This is a genomic window from Streptomyces sp. NPDC003284, from assembly GCF_053589675.1.
Genome location: NZ_JBSFSI010000006.1, coordinates 14,558 through 30,125, shown reverse-complemented (window position 1 = coordinate 30,125; position 15,568 = coordinate 14,558). Strand labels below are relative to the sequence as shown.

Annotated in this window: 10 protein-coding genes; 8 read left to right on the top strand and 2 right to left on the bottom strand. The window is 74.6% G+C overall.

The features are described 5' to 3' along the window. The first annotated feature begins 31 nt into the window (after positions 1-31). The 4 genes from ACWDYF_RS14945 to ACWDYF_RS14930 all read left to right on the top strand — a co-directional run bounded on the left by ACWDYF_RS14945 (position 32) and on the right by ACWDYF_RS14930 (position 8,173). Positions 32-727, top strand: a complete 696-nt coding sequence (locus ACWDYF_RS14945; protein ID WP_018570138.1) for a GntR family transcriptional regulator — start codon at positions 32-34, stop codon at positions 725-727. A gap of 103 nt (positions 728-830) precedes the next feature. Further along, the gene (locus tag ACWDYF_RS14940) at positions 831-2,357 is read left to right on the top strand and encodes a hypothetical protein (RefSeq protein ID WP_389464262.1); all 1,527 of its coding nucleotides are present in this window, start codon (positions 831-833) and stop codon (positions 2,355-2,357) included. Between the two features lie 103 nt (positions 2,358-2,460). Then, positions 2,461-3,354 carry a hypothetical protein gene (locus ACWDYF_RS14935; RefSeq protein ID WP_389464264.1) on the top strand — a complete coding sequence of 298 codons (894 nt, stop codon included), beginning with the start codon at positions 2,461-2,463 and terminating at the stop codon, positions 3,352-3,354. Between the two features lie 148 nt (positions 3,355-3,502). Further along, complete coding sequence (locus ACWDYF_RS14930; protein WP_389464265.1) at positions 3,503-8,173, top strand: hypothetical protein; 4,671 nt, start codon at positions 3,503-3,505, stop codon at positions 8,171-8,173. A 91-nt stretch (positions 8,174-8,264) separates the two neighbouring features. On the opposite strand, the gene ACWDYF_RS14925 is transcribed toward ACWDYF_RS14930, so the two are convergent. Continuing rightward, on the bottom strand, positions 8,265-8,834 hold the full coding sequence (locus ACWDYF_RS14925) for a hypothetical protein (protein WP_381737151.1): 570 nt from the start codon (positions 8,832-8,834) through the stop codon (positions 8,265-8,267). Between the two features lie 418 nt (positions 8,835-9,252). On the opposite strand from ACWDYF_RS14925, the gene ACWDYF_RS14920 reads away from it, so the two are divergent. The 4 genes from ACWDYF_RS14920 (at position 9,253) to ACWDYF_RS14905 (ending at position 13,761) form a co-directional block, all read left to right on the top strand. After that, on the top strand, positions 9,253-12,255 hold the full coding sequence (locus tag ACWDYF_RS14920) for a nitrate- and nitrite sensing domain-containing protein (protein ID WP_389464267.1): 3,003 nt from the start codon (positions 9,253-9,255) through the stop codon (positions 12,253-12,255). Continuing rightward, positions 12,252-12,686 (top strand): roadblock/LC7 domain-containing protein, encoded by a 435-nt coding sequence (locus ACWDYF_RS14915; RefSeq protein WP_018570131.1) that lies wholly within the window; start codon positions 12,252-12,254, stop codon positions 12,684-12,686. Before ACWDYF_RS14920 ends, ACWDYF_RS14915 begins: the two co-directional genes overlap by 4 nt. A 9-nt stretch (positions 12,687-12,695) precedes the next feature. After that, on the top strand, positions 12,696-13,091 hold the full coding sequence (locus ACWDYF_RS14910; RefSeq protein WP_389464269.1) for a DUF742 domain-containing protein: 396 nt from the start codon (positions 12,696-12,698) through the stop codon (positions 13,089-13,091). A gap of 64 nt (positions 13,092-13,155) precedes the next feature. Further along, positions 13,156-13,761 (top strand): GTP-binding protein, encoded by a 606-nt coding sequence (locus ACWDYF_RS14905; protein ID WP_018570129.1) that lies wholly within the window; start codon positions 13,156-13,158, stop codon positions 13,759-13,761. A gap of 72 nt (positions 13,762-13,833) precedes the next feature. On the opposite strand, the gene glpK is transcribed toward ACWDYF_RS14905, so the two are convergent. Continuing rightward, positions 13,834-15,360 (bottom strand): glycerol kinase GlpK, encoded by a 1,527-nt coding sequence (glpK, locus tag ACWDYF_RS14900; protein WP_389464270.1) that lies wholly within the window; start codon positions 15,358-15,360, stop codon positions 13,834-13,836. Positions 15,361-15,568: the final 208 nt, after the last annotated feature.

The following is a 15,568-nucleotide window of genomic DNA, read 5'->3' as shown; positions in this document are numbered from 1 at the left end:
TCGTCCTCCTGTCTGCGATTGAATTCCGCGCATGGGAGACCAGCTGACGCCCTTGGCCGACGACCGCGCCCTGCTGGGCCGCACCAGCACCGCCGAGCGGGTCTCGGACATTCTCCGGAGCCGGATCGCCGAGGGCTTCTTCCCGCCCGGCACCCGGCTGTCGGAGGACGGCATCGGCGGCGCCCTCGGCGTCTCCCGCAACACCCTGCGGGAGGCGTTCCGGCTGCTCACCCATGAGCGGCTGCTCGTGCACGAGTTGAACCGCGGTGTCTTCGTCCGGGTGCTCACCGTCGAGGACGTCGAGGACATATACCGCACCCGGCGGCTGGTCGAGTGCGCCGTCGTCCGCGGCCTCGGCGAGCCGCCGTACGCCCTGGACGGCGTGGCCGCCGCCGTCGCCGAGGGCGCGCGGGCCGCGCGCGAGGCCGACTGGAAGACGCTCGGCACCGCCAACATCCACTTCCACCGGGAACTGGTCGCCCTCGCCGGCAGCGAGCGCACCGACGAGCTGATGCGCAGCGTCTTCGCCGAACTGCGCCTGGCCTTCCATGTCGTGGACGACCCGCAGCGGCTGCACGAGCCCTATCTCACCCGCAACCAGCACCTCCTGGACATCCTGCGCGGCGGCGACCGGCACGCGGCCGAACAGGAGCTGGCGGTCTACCTCGACGACTCGCTGGACAAGGTCGTCGAGGTGTACCGGCGGCGGGTCGGCGCACCGGCGTAGCGCGGCGCACCGGCCACGTCCCGGGCAGCGGGCGAGGGCCGCGCGCCGGGGTGCGTCTGCGCCGTTTGGGACGATGTCAGACCGAGGACCTAGTCTGTGCACCGTGACTTCGCCTGCACCGACGGACAGCGTTCCGCCCCAGTTCAGCGCGGGGCCGCGCCCCGCACCGGGCCCGGCCGCCGACGAGGGACTGGCGCGGCGGCTGCGCGCGCTCGCCTGCACCGCGCCGCTGCACGACCTCGACACCCGCAAGGCGAACCTGGCGGGGGAGTACTCGGTGTACGGCATGGCGGAGGTCGCCCTCGCCGCCATCGACCTCGTCACGCTCAACATGGACTTCGACACCGGCGCCGACCACGACCAGATCGTCGCCCGGCTCGTCCCGCGCGTCGCCGCCCAGGCCCCGCGCCGCCCCGCCGCCGAGCACGAGCGGGTCGCCCGCTGGGTCCTGGAGAACCTGATCAACGTCGGCAGCGCCGACCGGGGCTTCCGCGCCGTCTACGGCACCTTCGCGCAGGACGGCAGCTACGTCCGCCGGGACTACGACTTCAAGCTGATCGAGGAGGTCCCCGGCCCCGGCGGCAGCGTCTATCTGCGCACCACGGACGAGGCGGTCAACGTCCTGGTCGGCGCGCTGGACACCGACGTCACCAGCGCCCAGATCGCCGCCGAGGTCAAGCTCGAAGTACTCATCAGCCGCGGCCGGCTCGCCGACGCCCAGCTCGCCGCCGAACAGGCCCGCTACCGGACCGTGCAGTACTCCGAGACCCTGCGCCGCGCCCTCGACGCCACCCGGCGCAACGTCCGCGCGGTGGACTGGCTCAGCGCCGTGCCGGACATGATCGCCGAGGCCCTCGACCACGTCGCCGACCGCTACCGCCACGAGAACGCGATCCTGACCAACATCCGCAAGGCCCGCGACGAGACCGAGGAGCCCGAGCACAAGCGGCGCGCCGCCGAGCTCGTCGACATCGTCAAGGACTGCATCCGCCGCCACACCCAGCTCCAGTCCCGGCTGCTGGAGGCAGGTCCGCTCTTCCGCGCCGAGCAGGACCGGCAGGCGTTCGCCACCCCGCTGCCCACCTCCGGGACCGACCTCTACGGACATCTCCTCGCGCCCACGCTCCCGTTGCCGCTGGAGAGCGCCCTGCGTGTCACGGACGCCTTCTTCGCGCACGGCACCGGACTGCGCACGCCGGTCTCGGTGCGCGTCGCCGACCTCGTCGACATCCTGCTCACCCCGCCCGTGGAGCGCGAGCACCTGGGCGCCGAGATGCCCGAGCCCGACCTGATCGCCACCCCGGACGACAGCCGGTTCAGCGAGGAGCAGCTCGCCGCCGCCATGGAACTGCTCGACCTGCCCGCCGACGCCCCGCGCCGCCTGTCCGGGCTGCTGGCCGAGGCCCGCCGCACGGACGCCGACCTGCCCTACCTGGTCGCGCTGCTGGCCGTGCACGCGGCCAGCCCGCCGGTCGGCACCGCCTACCGCCAGGGCGAGCAGAAGCTGCTCTTCGCCGTGGACGACGGCACCGCACTGGACGACCCCGAGTTCGGCGGCGCCGACCTCATCGTCGGGACGGCGCTGCTGGACGCCGCCGGGATGGCCGCGGACCGGACGGAAGCAGCATGAGCGCGCACGACGGCGCCCACCGCGACCCCCGCGGCACCGCTGCCGCCAGTACCACCAGCGACGCCGGTGCCGCCGGTGCCGACATCGACAAGGAGCCCCAGCCGTGAGCGAGCACGTCGAGTGGAGCGAGGCGGAGACCACCCCCGCCCCGCAGCCCTCCGGCGCCGTCACCCCCGCCGACGCCGCCGACGCGGCCCGGCTCGTCGCCTTCGGCCTGCAACCCAGGCTCCAGCCAGCCCGCGACCAGGAGTACGCCGACCTGCTCCGCCGCCACCGCGAGGACCCGGCCTTCGCCCGCCTCGCGGACGCCGTGGCCGCCGGACTCGGACTGGTCGTCCTGGAGGTGTCCCCGCGCGCGGGCATGGCGGTGACCGCCGCCGAGGACTCGGTGTTCGCCGTCCGCATGGGCGACTACGCCCGGCGGACCGCCGCCGACTCCGGCGACCGCTTCCTGCACGGCCTCGCCCACCTCGCCGTGGCCGCCCTCGCCTTCCCGCGCCCCGAGGACCTGGCCGACGACGCCTACATCGGCCGGGTCACGGTCAACGGCGTCGACGCCTTCGTCCGCCAGGCCTGCCGCCGCCTGGAGGAGCGCGCCGAGGAACAGGGCGAGAACACCGACCCCGTCACCGACGCGCCCGGTCTGGAGGCCGCCTGGCGGATCTGGGCCCGGCGCAGCGCCACCGGCGCCACCAAGGACGCCCGCCGCCCCGCCGCCTCCACCACCGGCATCGTCGCCAAGGCACTGGCGTTCCTCACCGACTCCGGGTTCCTCCAGCGCACCGGCGACGAGAGCGGCGGCACCTACCGCACCACCGCCCGCTACCAGCTCCAGGTACGCGACATGGCGGGCGCCGCCGCCCTGGCCGAACTGCTCGACCTCGGCGTCGTCCCGGTCACCGACGGCACGCCCAGCCTGCTGCCCGCCGAGGACACCGACGACCTGGAACTGGTGGCCGACGCCGGACTGCCCTTCCACAGCCCCGCCCAGCCATGAACCAGCACAGAACAAGCCCGCACAGAACACGCCCGCACAGAACACGCCGGTACTGAACAACACGGCAGCCGACGCTGATCCGGCACCGGACCGGCGCCGCTCCCGCACCACCCCCCCCGAACTGCCAGAAGACTGACGAGAGTCCGCCATGTACGAGCTGTCCCGGGTCCGCCTCTACTCCATCGGTCCGGCCGGTGCGCGCTACGCCGACACCGTGCTCGACCTGCGAGGAGTGGGCGAGCCGGTGCCCGACCCCGCGCCCACGCAGGCGGAGTTCTTCGAGGAGGAGCCGGTCGGCCCGCCACGCCGCCCCGCACCCGCGGGCGTGCTCTTCCTGGAGAACGGCGGCGGCAAGTCGGTCCTGCTCAAGCTGATCTTCTCCGTGATGCTGCCCGGCCACCGCAACACCCTGGGCGGCGCCAGCTCCGGCGTCCTGCGCAAGTTCCTGCTCGCCGACGACTGCGGGCACGTCGCGCTGGAGTGGCAGCACGTGCTGACCGGCGAGTGCGTCGTCGTCGGCAAGGTCAGCGAGTGGCGCGGCCGCCAGGTCTCCAACGACCCGCGCAAGTTCGCCGAGGCGTGGTACTCCTTCCGGCCCGGACCCGGCCTCACCCTGGACAACCTCCCGGTCGCCGAGGCCACCTCCGTGCGCCCCTCCGCGGAGGGGACCTCCGGTGCCCAGGGCAGGCGCCGCACCATGAAGGGCTTCCGCGACGCCCTGACCGAGGCGGGCAAGGCGTACCCGCACCTGGAGGTCCACTGGGAGGAGATCCACGACCGCTGGATCGAGCACCTCGGCGACCTCGGCCTTGACCCCGAACTCTTCCGCTACCAGCGCGAGATGAACGCCGACGAGGGCGAGGCCGCCGGACTGTTCGCGGTGAAGAAGGACTCCGACTTCACCGACCTGCTGCTGCGCGCCGTCACCGACACCCGCGACACCGACGGACTCGCCGACCTCGTCAGCGGCTTCGGCAACAAGCTGGGCCGCCGCGCCGAACTCATCGCCGAACGCGACTTCACCGCAGGCTCGGTGGACCTCCTCGGCCGGATCGTCGACGCCGCCCAGGCCCGTAGCCGCGCGCGTGAGATCCACACCGGAGCCGAGCGCCGCACCCGCACCCTGGCCCGTCGGCTCTCCGCCCGCGCCGTCCGGGAGCGGCTGCGCGCCGCCGACCTCGCCCAGCGCGTCACCGCCGCCGCCTACGCCGTCACCCACCGCGAGGGCGCCCGCGAGCGCAGCTCGCTGATCGCCGCCGAACTCGCCTACCGGCACGCCTCGCTGGCCCTGGCCGCCGCCGAGAAGACCGCCGCGGCGCAGAAGCGTGAACTGGCCGACGCGCGCACCCTGCACTCCGCCTGGCAGGCCGCCGAGGCCGTGCTGCGCCACCGCGCCGCCGCCGACCGCGTCACCCGCGTCTCCGCCGCCATCCAGGAGGCCGAACGGGACGCGGCCCCCGCCCTGGCCGCCCGCGCCAAGGCCGCCGTCGACCTCGTACGGGCCCTGCACGCGGCGGCGCAGAGCGCCGAGACCCTCGCCAACGAGGGCGAGGAGCGCTCCGCCCGGCTCCAGGAGACCGGCGAGGCGGCCCACCGCGACGCGACCGCCGCCGCCACCGAGGCGCAGCGCGCCCGCAGCGAGACCGGTCATCTGCGGCAGCGGCTCACCGAGGTCGAGCAGGAGACCGCCGAGGCCGTCCGCGCGGGCTGGCTCGACGACAGCGCCCCCGACGCCGACCCGGCCCGCGCCGCCCTCGCCGCCAGCGACGCCGAGAAGACCGCCGTGGCCGCCTGGGACGAGGCCCGCGAGGTCGCCCGCAGGACCACCGAACACGCCCGCGAGGCCGCCTCGGCGGAGTCCCGCGCGGAACTCACCGCCGCCCGCGCCGCCGACGCGGCGGCCGCCGCGGGGCGGGCCCACGACGCCGAACGGCGGACCGCCGAGGCCCTCGCCGCCGAGCCCCGCCTGGCCGAGCTGCTGAGCCTGCCCGCCGCCCCGCCCGCCCGCGTCGGTGTCCCCGGCCCGCGCACCGGCCCCGACGACACGGCAGGCGCGGCGGCCCCGGCCGCCCAGACGGGCGCCCCCGCCGCCGAGCCCCGTCACCCCGCCGACGGCCCCCTCGGCCCCGAGGACCTGGACCGCTGTGCCGACGACCTGCGCGCCCTGCTCGACGAGGCCGTCTCCACCGCCGAACGGCACCTGTTCGACCTGCGCACCGCCGCCGCCGACGACTCCCGGATCCTCGGCGCGCTCGGCGACGGCGGCCTGCTGCCGCCCGGCCCCGACGTCCTGGCCACCGTCGAGTTCCTCGGCGAGCACGGCATCCCGGCCCTGCCCGGCTGGCGCTACCTCGCCCAGGCCGTCGACCCCGCCGACCACGCGCGCGTCCTGGCCGCCCGGCCCGAACTGGTCGACGGCGTGATCATCACCGACCCGGACACCCACGCCCGCGCCCGCGACGCCCTCGCCGACGCGGCGCTGCTGCCCCGCTCCGCCGTCGCCGTCGGCACCGCCGCCGCCCTGCTCGCCCCCACCCCGGCCGCCGACGACACCGCCACCGGCGTCTTCCTGGTCCCGCCGAACCCCGCCATGCACGACGAACACGCCGCCGACGAGGAACGGCAGGCACTGCGCGCGCGGGCGACCGAACGGGACGAGGAGATCCGCGGGCTCGCCGCCCGGCTCGGCAAGGACCGCGAACTGGCCGCCCGGCTCGCCTCCTGGCGCACCGGCTGCCCCGCCGGGCGGCTGGCCGAACTGACCGCGGTGGCCGAGCAGGCCCGCGCCTTCGCCGAGGAGGCCGAGGCCGAGCTGGCCGAGGCACGGACCGTCCGCGCGGAGGCCGAGGAGAGCGCCGCCGAGGCCACCCGCGTGCGCGACGAGCGCCAGGAGAGCGCCCAGAAGGCCCGGCGCGCCGCCGACGCCCTCGCCGGACTCGCCTTCCGGCTGCGCGAACGCGCGGGCTGGCAGGCCAGACTCCGCGAACTGGCCGACGAGAGCGCCGAGGCGGAGGCCCGCGCCCAGAGCTGCCTGGACCGCGCCCGCGCCGCCGACGAGGACCGCCGGGCCGCCCAGCGCGCCGCCGACGACGCCCGCCGCACCGCCCGCGCGCTGCGCGCCGAGCGCTCCGAGATCGCCGGCGCCCCCGACGACGTGCCCGAGAGCGACGACGACACGCCGAAGGCGTCCCTGCCCGCGCTGCGCGAGGCGTACCGGGCCGCCTCCCAGGTGTACGAGAAGGTCGGCGTCGGCGCCGACCTGCGCGCCGAACAGGCCCGCGCCGAGAGCGACGAGAGCGCGGCCCGCGCCGAACTGGACCGGCTCAGCAACAAGGTCCGCACCCGCGCGGAACAGCTCCTCCAGTCACCCGACGGCTCCGACGGCCCCTCCCGGCAGGCCGCCGCCGCCCGCGCGGAAGAACTGGTGCAGCTCCTGGAGACCCGCATGTCGTCCGCGAGCGAGCAGCTCGGGCGGCTGCGCGGCGAGGCCGAACGCCTCGCACCCGAGGACGGCGGGACCCACACCGAGCTGCCCGAGGACCTGCTCCCGCGTGACGCCGAGCACGCCCAGGCCCTGCTGCGCACCGCCACCGGCGAACTCGCCACGCACACCGGGGAACTGGCCGGGGCCCGGGAGACCCACGGCGAGCTGCTGGAGTCCCATCGCGCCGCCGACGACGCGGCCGGCGGCTTCGACGAGATCGCCGCCATGCTCCGCGACCTGCTGCGCGAGCCGAGCGGTGACGAGGAGCAGGAGGAGCCGGAGCCGTACCCGGGCAGCCCGGAGGAGGCCCGGCAGGCGGCGGCCGAGGCCCGCCGCTCGCTGCGCGGCTGTGCCGCCGACCTGTCCGCCGCCGACTCCGCCGTGCGCGAGGCGAGCGACATCCTGGTCCGGCACGCCAACTCCACCCGCTACGAGCAGGTCCGCACCCCCGCCCGGCAGCAGATCCGCGAACTGCCCGCCGCCGCCCTGCCCGAGCACGCCCAGAAGTGGGCCGAGGCCTTCGCGCCCCGGCTGCGCGTCCTCACCGACGAACTGGCCCAGCTGGAGCGCAACCGCGACTCGATCGTGGACCGGCTGCGCGGCCTGGTGGAGTCGGCGCTGGCCACGCTCCGCTCCGCCCAGCGCCTGTCCCGCCTGCCGGAAGGGCTCGGCGAGTGGTCCGGGCAGGAGTTCCTGCGCATCCGCTTCGAGGAACCCGACCAGGCCACCCTCACCGAGCGGCTCGGCGAGGTCATCGACGAGGCGACCCGCGCCGCCGTGAAGAAGAACTCCGACCTGCGCCGCGACGGCATGTCCCTGCTGCTGCGCGGAGTGGCCGCCGCGCTCCGCCCCAAGGGCATCGCCGTGGAGATCCTCAAGCCGGACGCCGTGCTGCGCGCGGAGCGGGTCCCCGTCGGGCAGATGGGCGACGTCTTCTCCGGCGGCCAGCTGCTCACCGCCGCCATCGCCCTGTACTGCACGATGGCGGCGCTGCGCTCCAACGACCGGGGCCGCGACAAGCACCGCCACGCGGGCACCCTGTTCCTGGACAACCCCATCGGCCGCGCCAACGCCACCTATCTGCTGGAGCTCCAGCGGGCCGTGTCGGACGCGCTCGGGGTACAGCTCCTCTACACCACCGGCCTGTTCGACACGACCGCGCTCGCCGAGTTCCCGCTGGTGATCCGGCTGCGCAACGACGCCGACCTGCGCGCCGGGCTGAAGTACATCAGCGTGGAGGAGCATCTGCGGCCCGGTCTGCCCGAGCAGCCCACGGGCGACGAGGCGGCGCACAGCGAGATCACGGCGACGCGGATGTACCGCCGCCCGGCCTGACGGGCCTGACCGGCCGGGCCCGCGGCGCACCCCGGGGCGCGAGAGCCTCCGGGGTGCGCCGCGGCCACCAGGGGTGCGGCACAGCCACCAGCTAGGGGTGCGAGAGCCGTCCCGCGCCGCCCTGGCGGCGTATGCGCTCCTGGGCGCGCTCCGCGGCCCGCGCCTCCCGCCGGGCGCGGCGCCGCTCGCGCCTGAGGGCCCGCGCGGTGCTGCTCGGCGTGGAGACGACGCCGTTGCGCTGCTTCCACACCTGGCGGGTCACCCAGACGTCCAGCGCGGCCCAGGTGGCCACGACCGTGCTGGCCACACCGCTGATGACCATGGGAAACGCCAGCCAGGACCCGGCCAGCGTGCACAGGAACGCCACCACGGCCTGGATGAGGGTGAGCGCGATGATCAGCACCGCGCGCACGGCCGCCTCACGCACCGGGTCCGGCATCCTGCGCCGCCGCGCGGGCTCCTCGATCCACAGCGGCCTGTACACCGGCCGCTGCTCCGGCCCGCCCTCGTACGCCGCGCCCGCCCGCCCGCCGTGGCGGTGCCGCTCGCCCCGGGCCGCCGGAATGTCCCGATCGGATGCCTCCCAGGCCGCCCGCCCCGCCCGTGCCCCGCGCGCCGCAGCACTGTCGGCCGCCTCCGCGCGCCGCCCCGCCGTGCCCATCAACCCGTCACTCCCCACCGCCAGCAGACCGCTCGCCCCGGTGCCCGAAGAACCGGCTCCCCATTGGCTGCCCGGCTTGCGCTGTTCTACGCCGCACAGGTGCGGCACGCGGCCCCAGTGGCCGATTCCGCCCCATGCCTCATGGAGTAGGACGAACGGCACGTCGTGAAGATTCCCGGAAAGGGAATGATCTCGGCCAACCGACCGGGGCGTCCGGCCTGTTCCGATGGCCTGTCAGTTTCGTGTTCCGGGCCGTCATCTCCCGCAATGCCCGGACAACTCGCCCTCTGGTGCCGCTGATGCGGACGTTCGTCCTCCGGCCGCCCCTTCGAGTTACCTGTGTGTCGGTAGTAGGCTCGCGCCGTTTGTTGACGCACATGTGTACCCCCTGACGGAGGGGGTCGAGCTGGGGGAGGCCATGCGCTTTCGCGGGAAGTCCATCCGCCGGAAGATCGTGGCGCTTCTTCTCGTGCCGCTGCTCTCGCTGACGGCCGTCTGGGCCTTCGCCACGGTGATCACCGGCCGGCAGGCCGGCCGGCTCTTCGACTCGTCGACCGTGGTGGAGAAGGTCGTCTATCCCACCGAGGACACGGTCCGGGTGCTCCAGCAGGAACGCCGCCAGACCCTGGTCCATCTCGCCGACCCGCGCGCCGCCGACGGACTCGCCGCGCTGCGGCGCAGCCGGACCGCCACCGACCGCGCCGTCGGCGAACTCCGCCGGAACGCGAACGCCGGTGACGTCCGCGGCGCGCTCGGCACCGGCGACGACGGGCGGCTGACCGCCGTACTGGACGCCCTGGACGGACTCGACTCCCTGCGCCGCAGCGTCGAGGACGGCACCGTCCGCCGCGGCCAGGCCCTCGACCTCTACAACCGCCTGGTCGACCCCTGCTTCGGCCTGCTCGCCGGCCTCCGGGTCGTGGACGACGCCGAACTGGACAAGCAGTACCGCGCCCTGGTCGACCTCGACCGCGCCCGCGAACTCCTCTCCCGCGAGGACGCGCTGCTCGGATCCTCCCTGGTCGTCGGCACCGTCACCCGCGACGAGGCCCGCAGCGTCTCGGCCCTCGTCGCCCAGCGGTCCCTGCTGTACGACGTGAACCTGCCGCTGCTGCCCGCCGCCGAGCGGAGCCGCTACCAGCGCTTCTGGGTGAACGCCGCGTCCGCCCCGCTGCGCACGGCCGAACAGGCGGCCGCCGCCACCACGTCCGGCACGCCGCACGGCGTGAGCGCCAAGAGCTGGGATGCCGCCGCGGCGAACGCGCTCGCCGACCTCGGCACCATCGGCGACCGCGCCGACGACCGCTTCGAGGACCGGGTCGGACCGGTCGCGATGAGCGTCATCCTCCAGGCCGCCGTCGCCGGTGTCCTCGGCCTGCTCGCGCTGCTCTTCTCGCTCTACCTCTCCGTGCGCATCGGCCGCGGACTCGTCCGCGACCTGCGCCAGTTGCGGCTGGAGGCCCATGAGGCGTCCGGCGTCCGCCTGCCCGGCGTGATGCGCCGGCTGTCGGCGGGCGAACAGGTCGACGTGGAGACCGAGGCGCCCCGCCTGGAGTACGACAAGAACGAGATCGGCGAGGTCGGCCAGGCCCTCAACACCCTCCAGCGGGCCGCGGTGGAAGCCGCCGTGAAGCAGGCCGAACTCCGCGCCGGTGTCTCCGAGGTCTTCGTCAACCTCGCCCGCCGCAGCCAGGTCCTGCTGCACAAGCAGCTCACGCTCCTGGACACCATGGAGCGCCGGACCGAGGACACCGAGGAACTCGCCGACCTGTTCCGCCTCGACCACCTGACCACCCGGATGCGCCGCCACGCCGAGGGCCTGGTGATCCTCTCCGGGGCGGCCCCGTCGCGGCAGTGGCGCAAGCCGGTGCAGCTGATGGACGTCGTCCGCGCCTCCGTCGCCGAGGTCGAGGACTACGAGCGCATCGAGGTCCGCAGACTTCCCAGGGTCGCCCTCACCGGCCCCGCCGTCGCCGACCTCACCCACCTCGTCGCCGAACTCCTGGAGAACGCCACGGTGTTCTCCCCGCCGCACACCGCCGTGCAGGTCGTCGGGGAGCGGGTCGCCAACGGGTTCACCCTGGAGATCCACGACCGGGGCCTGGGCATGTCCGCCGAAGCGCTGCTGGACGCCAACCTGCGGCTCGCCGAGACCCCCGAGTTCGAACTGTCGGACACCGACCGGCTCGGGCTCTTCGTGATCAGCCGGCTCGCCCAGCGGCAGAACGTCCGCGTGTCCCTCCAGCCGTCGCCGTACGGCGGCACCACGGCGGTGGTCTTCATCCCGGACGCGCTGCTGACCGACGAGGTCCCCGACACCAACGGCATCGGCTTCCGCCTCGACCGGCCCGCCGCCAAGGCCGCCGACCCCGACGAGAGCCGCAGGGCCGCCCTCTCCCAGAACCCCGTCCAGCTCCCGGGCCTGCCCGTGTCGCTGCTGGACGGACCGGTGGAACTGGAGGCGCCCGTCGACCTGGACGCCATCGCGGGGTTCGAGGAGTTCCCCGGCGCCCTCGGCGACGAGGACAGCGAGCGCGGCGGCCTGTTCCGGCCCCGGTCCGCGTCCCGGCCGCAGCCGAACGAGCCCGCCGCGCGCCGGGCGGCCGGTCCCGGTGCGGGCACCGGCCCGCGCGGCACGGCGGACCGGGCACCCGGTGACGAGAGCCCGGACGGCCCGGTGCCGCTCACCCGGCGCCGGGCGCCCAAGCTGGTCAGCTCCCACGGCCGCCCGGTGACCGAGGCGCGGCCCCGCCGCGACGGCGCGGACCGGCAGGACACCGCGCGGACCGGCCGCACCGAGCCCGATGCCGCCGCCGGACTGCCGACCCGCCGCCGCGGTGGCACACCGGCGCCCCGCACCACCGAGCCGGACCCCCGCGCCGGGCAGGACACCCCGCACGCTCCGGCGGGCGCGAGCGGGGAGAGCGGGCGTCCTCCCGCCCTTCCCCAGCGCGCCCGCCGCGCCGCCCTCGCCCCCGGCGACCGGGACGGAGCGGACGGCACAGAGGGCACGGACGGCACGGACGGCACAGACGGCATCGAAGCCACAGCGGCCACACCGGTCATACGGGCCACACAGACCACACCGGTCAGGGCAGCCGCTGCGGACGCAGACGTCACAGCAGACGCCGCGGACACCGCGGACACCGCCCGGACCGGGGGCCCGGACGGACCGCCCGCCGGCGCCGGGGCGCTGCCCCGCCGCGTCCGGCAGGCGAGCCTGGCCCCCCAGCTCAGACAGACTCCCGCGCCGCGCACCGGGACCCGGGCCGAACCGGACGAACGGGACGCCGACGAGGTACGCGACCGGATGGCCGCGCTCCAGCGCGGCTGGCGGCGCGGCCGCGAGGAGAACGCCGTGGGTGACGACGCCCACGACGGCAGCACCGCACCACGAACGACTAAGGGGGACGGTCGATGACCGCACCGAAGGCGACCGGCCACACCGCCACCGGCAAGAAGGAACTGAACTGGCTCCTCGACGACCTCGTGGACCGGGTCGCGAGCATCCGCAAGGCCGTCGTGCTCTCCGGGGACGGCCTGGCGACCGGGGTGTCCAAGGACCTGACCCGCGAGGACAGCGAGCACCTGGCGGCCGTGGCCTCCGGCTTCCACAGCCTCGCCAAGGGCGTGGGCCGGCACTTCGAGGCGGGCAGCGTCCGGCAGACGCTCGTCGAACTGGACGACGCGTACCTGTTCGTGACCGCCGCGGGTGACGGCAGCTGTCTCGCCGTGCTCGCCGACGCGGACGCCGACATCGGCCAGGTCGCCTACGAGATGACCCTCCTGGTCAAGCGGGTCGGGGAGCACCTGGGCGCCGCCCCGCGCACCGACCTGCCGGCCGGCGGGTAGTGGGATGACATGAACGGAGACGGTCAGGCACCCAGCCACTGGTTCGACGACGAGGCCGGACCCGTGGTCCGCCCGTACGCCATGACGCGGGGCCGTACCACCCACGCGGCACAGCACCGCCTCGACCTGATCGCGGTCGTCGTCACCGAACCGCACGTGGACGACGCGGAGGAGGACCACTCGCTCTCCCCGGAGCACGTGGACATCGTCGAGCTGTGCCGCCGCACCCCGCAGTCGGTCGCCGAACTCGCCGCGGAACTCGACCTCGCCATCGGCGTGGTGCGCGTCCTGATCGGAGACCTCGTGGACCAGGAGTACGTCCATGTGAGCCGGCCGGTGCCCCCGGCCGAGCTGCCGGACGAGAGTGTGCTGCGTGATGTGATCAACGGCCTGCGGGCGCTGTGAGCGTCCCGGCGGCCGGCCGGCCCAGGCCGGAGAAGAGACCCATGCCGAGCAGGAGAAGAATTCGATGATCTTCGGGCGTTCCGAGCGCGGCAAGCCGCCCGTCGAGCCCCTCACGCTCAAGATCCTGGTGGCCGGCGGCTTCGGCGTGGGCAAGACGACCCTCGTCGGCGCGGTCAGCGAGATCAGGCCGCTGCGCACCGAGGAACTGCTCACCGAGGCGGGCCGCCCGGTCGACGACGTCAGCGGGGTGGAGGGCAAGCACACCACCACGGTGGCCATGGACTTCGGCCGGATCACGCTCCGCGAGGACCTGGTGCTCTATCTGTTCGGCACCCCCGGGCAGGAACGGTTCTGGTTCATGTGGGACGAGCTGTCCGAGGGCGCGCTCGGCGCGGTCGTGCTCGCCGACACCCGCCGCCTGGAGGACTGCTTCGCCGCCGTCGACTACTTCGAACGGCGGGCCATCCCGTTCGTCGTCGCCGTCAACTGCTTCGAGGGAGCCGCCCGTTACCCGGCGCGGACCGTACGGGACGCGCTCGACCTGGACGACGGCGTCCCCCTGCTGCTGTGCGACGCCCGCGAGCGCGAGTCGGCCAAGGAGACCCTGATCGGCGTCGTCCAGCACGCCATGGCGTACACGGCGGCCCGCCGCCGGGCCGTCTCCGGCTGAGGCCACGCCCACGCGCGCGCGTGCGTCACGGATGTCCCGCACGCGCGCGTGCCGGACGTACGGCGCCGATGGTCACGCGTCGTCGTCACCCTCCTCCAGCCAGCCGAAGCTCTTCTCCACCGCCTTGCGCCAGTTGTGGTACTCGCGCTCACGCACCCGGTCCTCCATGGAGGGCGTCCACTCGGCGTCCTTCTGCCAGTGGGACTTCAGCTCGTCCAGGTCGTTCCACACGCCGGTGGCGAGCCCGGCCGCGTAGGCGGCACCCAGACAGGTCGTCTCGGAGACCTTGGGCCGGATCACCGGCACGCCGAGCACGTCCGCCTGGTGCTGCATCAGGAGATTGTTCTTCGTCATCCCGCCGTCCACCTTCAGGGCCGTCAGGCGCACCCCGGAGTCCTGGTACATGGCGTCCACCACCTCGCGGGTCTGCCAGCTGGTCGCCTCCAGCACGGCGCGCGCCAGGTGGGCCTTGGTGACGTACCGCGTCAGGCCGGTGACCACGCCCCGCGCGTCCGCACGCCAGTAGGGCGCGAACAGACCGGAGAACGCGGGCACGATGTACGCGCCGCCGTTGTCCTCGACACCGGCCGCGAGGGGCTCGATGTCGTCGGCGGTGCTGATGATGCCGAGCTGGTCGCGGAACCACTGCACCAGCGCGCCGGTGATCGCGATGGCGCCCTCCAGGCAGTAGACCGGCGCCTCGTCGCCGATCTTGTAGCCCATGGTGGTGAGCAGCCCGTTCTTGGACGGCACGGGCCGGTTGCCGGTGTTCAGCAGCAGGAAGCTGCCGGTGCCGTAGGTGTTCTTCGCGTCGCCCACGTCGTAGCAGGCCTGCCCGAACACGGCCGCCTGCTGGTCGCCCAGGGCCGAGGCCACCGGCACGCCCGCCAGGTGGCCGACCGCGGTGCCGTACACCTCGGACGAGGAGCGGATCTCCGGGAGGATCGCCTCGGGCACGTCCATGGCCGCCAGGATGGCCGGATCCCACTGGAGGGTCTCCAGGTTCATCAGCATGGTGCGGCCCGCGTTGGTGACGTCCGTGACGTGCCGGCCGCCGTCCGTGCCGCCGGTCAGGTTCCAGATGAGCCAGGAGTCGATCGTGCCGAAGGCGATCTCCCCGCGCTCGGCGCGTTCGCGCAGGCCGGGCACGTTGTCCAGCAGCCAGGCGGCTTTGGGACCGGAGAAGTAGCTGGCCAGCGGCAGCCCGGTCTGCTCCCGGAACCGGTCCTGCCCCTCGCTGCCGCCCAGCCGGTCGCACAGCGCCGCGGTACGGGTGTCCTGCCAGACGATCGCGTTGTGCACGGGCTTGCCGGTCGCGCGGTCCCACAGGACGGTCGTCTCGCGCTGGTTGGTGATGCCCAGCGCGCTGAGCTGCCCGGCGCGCAGCCCCGCCTTGGCCGTGGCGCCCGCGACCACCGCCTGCACCTTCGCCCAGATCTCGGTGGCGTCGTGCTCGACCCAGCCCGGCTTGGGGAAGATCTGGCGGTGTTCGCGCTGGTCGACGGCGACGATGGCACCGCGCCGGTCGAAGACGATGCACCGGCTCGACGTGGTGCCCTGGTCGATTGCGGCCACGTACTTCTCGGCGTTGTCCGTCATGGCTACCCCTTGGAGACGCGGTTCCGGCGGATCGCGCGGCCGGAACCCCACCGGAGGAACGACCGGGCACCGGGCCGCTGCGGCCTCCGTGCCCTCACTCGTACGAGTGTGTCCCAGCGCGGCGGAACCCGCTCGGCACGACCACCGCGCCCCCGGCCACCCCACCCGCGCCCCGGCACGAACCCGGCGCCCGCCCACACCCCCGACC